This is a genomic window from Streptomyces niveiscabiei, from assembly GCF_001419795.1.
GTDB classification, from domain to species: Bacteria; Actinomycetota; Actinomycetes; order Streptomycetales; family Streptomycetaceae; genus Streptomyces; species Streptomyces niveiscabiei.
Genome location: NZ_LIRL01000309.1, coordinates 1 through 2513 on the forward strand (window position 1 = coordinate 1; position 2513 = coordinate 2513).

A 2513-nucleotide genomic window follows, 5' to 3' on the forward strand; every position below is an offset into this window, starting at 1 on the left:
GGCGATCATCTCGGTGGAGGTGGGGGCGGCTGCCGGTGAGGGGGGTGTTCCTGAGGTGCCGGCTCAGGCATCCGCCTCTGCCGCCGAGGAGCCGAAGCCCGAGGGGCGTCAGCCTGTGCTCGTGGGGTACGGGGTGGCGGCGTCGTCCACGAAGCGGCGGCCCCGCAAGGGGGTCGCGGAGGTGCCGACCGCTGCCGCGCCTGCCGTACAGGCCGAGTTGAACGGGCATGGGTACGCGGAACCGGCGCCGGGCGTCGAGGAGCGTGCGGGGTCTGCTGGGCGTACGGAGGCTGGCGGTCCGGCCCAGTCCGCCGAGCGTGCTGAGCGAGCCGAGCGGCCGTTGGCCAAGCCTCCGGTGCGGAAGCTCGCGAAGGACCTGGGCGTGGACCTGGCGACGGTGACGCCGACCGGGCCCGACGGGGTCGTCACGCGCGAGGACGTGCACAAGGCGGCGGCGCCGGTCGTGGCGCCCGCTGTGCCGGCGGCGCCCGCCGTACCGGCGTACGACGCCGGCCGCGAGACCCGTATCCCCGTCAAGGGCGTCCGCAAGGCGACGGCCGCGGCGATGGTCGGCTCCGCCTTCACCGCGCCGCACGTCACGGAGTTCGTGACCGTCGACGTCACCCGGACCCTCAAGCTGGTCGAGGAGCTGAAGCGGGACAAGGACCTCGCGGGCCTGCGGGTCAACCCGCTGCTCCTGATCGCCAAGGCGCTCCTGGTCGCCGTCAAGCGCAACCCCGAGATCAACGCGTCCTGGGACGAGGCGGCGCAGGAGATCGTCCTCAAGCACTACGTCAACCTCGGCATCGCCGCGGCCACGCCCCGCGGCCTGATCGTCCCGAACATCAAGGACGCCCAGGCCAAGACGCTGCCGGAACTGGCTTCGGACCTCGGCGAGTTGGTGACGACGGCCCGCGACGGCAAGACCGCCCCGGCGGCGATGCAAGGCGGCACCGTGACGATCACCAACGTCGGCGTCTTCGGCATCGACACGGGCACGCCGATCCTCAACCCCGGGGAGTCCGCGATCCTGGCGATCGGAGCCATCAAGCCCCAGCCGTGGGTCCACAAGGGCAAGGTCAAGCCCCGCCAGGTCACCACCCTCGCGCTCTCCTTCGACCACCGCCTCGTGGACGGCGAACTGGGCTCGAAGTTCCTCGCCGACATCGCGGCGATCCTGGAACAGCCGAAGAAGCTGATCACTTGGGCGTGAGGCGCTTCGGGGTTGGGATAAGTTGAACGCTGAAGGGACGGCCGCAAGTTCGGATTGCGACCGTCCCTTCGTGCTGCGGCTCAGTTGAGCACGTACACCGGCGCTCCCTCTTCCGTCGCGCCGCGCGAGCGGATGCAGGCGTGCGTCCGGAGGAGTCGCAGGCACTCGTTGACGCGGTGCACGGTCAATCCCGTACGCGCGGCCAGCGATTCCAGCGGCTGCCGCAGCTCACCTTCCTCGACCAGCACCGGCGCGATGACCACGGCCAGCGTCCAGACGTCCTCCGTCACAGACAGTCGCCGCCGCCAGTCCGCGAGAACGGACTCCGTGGTCGGGTGCGGGGCGCTGGGGGACGCGAGAGCCAGGGTGTCGAACCGGGTCGCGATGCGGTTCATGGCCTCCGCGATGCTCTGCTGAGCGCTCAGGCTCTCCCGCTGCATCGCCAGCATCTGCCTTTGCAGGGACAGCGATTCCTGCTGTGCGGTCGCAAGTTCCTCGTCGATGCGGAGGTTGTGCGCTTCGAGGCGGACGATGGCGTCGGCGACCTGGGCGGGCATGGCGTAGACGACGGGGGCGCCGGGGTCGGCGGGCTGTACCTCTGCCTTCTGGAGGGAGTACGAACCCTCCTGCTGGACGGTCGCGATGACTTCCACCGCCCACTGCTTGAAGGGGGCGCAGGCGGGTTTGGTGCAGGCGTTGACGAGGTGGATGAGACCTTGGAGAGAGATCAGATTCAGGTCTCGGCGCCACTCTCTACCTGCGGGAACGCTGAGACCGTAAGCTCCAGTTACGGTCTCAAGAATCTCTCGCTGTCCGTCCGGGACATGATCTGCGAGAGCCTGCCGAGAGTTGGTGTGACCCAACTGCTTGCACACATCCACCGCCGGAAACCAATGCGTCCCGTCCGGCATCGTGAGCCGCCGGACCCGGGCGCCCGTCGCCGCGTACACGAAGTCGCTGATGTCGACGGCGTCCGGCCGCTTGCAGGGTTCATTCATGTGAACCACCTCCACTACGGAACGTAAGGCGGAGGGATTCGCATATGCCATCGGAACTAATGATGTTCACTCGTTCGGGTGGTTTAGCTCTGAGGGGCTTGCGGCGCTGGTGAGTTCAGGGCAGGGGTGCCGGTTGCGGGGCCAGTGGCAGAGGGCGGCCCCAGGCCCGGTGTGCTGTGTTCAGGACCGCGTCCGTGAGGCGGGTGGTCGCGTGGCGGCCCTGGGTGCGGATGCGGGTGTCGTGGGGGATGTGGATGATCGCGGCGGCGCGGTCGGTCGCGGTGGTGAGGGTTGTGCGGAGG

General features: G+C 69.1%; 2 protein-coding genes and 1 pseudogene. 1 reads left to right on the forward strand and 2 read right to left on the reverse strand.

Annotated features, from left to right (window positions below; translation table 11 throughout):
* A partial coding sequence (locus AOK24_RS16170; protein ID WP_055720781.1) for a dihydrolipoamide acetyltransferase family protein occupies positions 1 to 1213 on the forward strand: 1213 nt, incomplete at its 5' end.
* A gap of 80 nt (positions 1214 to 1293) precedes the next feature.
* On the opposite strand, the gene AOK24_RS16175 is transcribed toward AOK24_RS16170, so the two are convergent.
* Positions 1294 to 2211, reverse strand: a complete 918-nt coding sequence (locus AOK24_RS16175) for a BRO-N domain-containing protein (protein WP_055720782.1) — start codon at positions 2209 to 2211, stop codon at positions 1294 to 1296.
* Between the two features lie 115 nt (positions 2212 to 2326).
* Positions 2327 to 2513 (reverse strand): annotated as a pseudogene (locus tag AOK24_RS16180) (hypothetical protein); the annotation flags it as partial.

Bases quoted from the DNA above. Each gene is read 5' to 3' on its own strand.
- AOK24_RS16175 (WP_055720782.1), bottom strand. From the start codon at position 2,211: ATGAATGAACCCTGCAAGCGGCCGGACGCCGTCGACATCAGCGACTTC.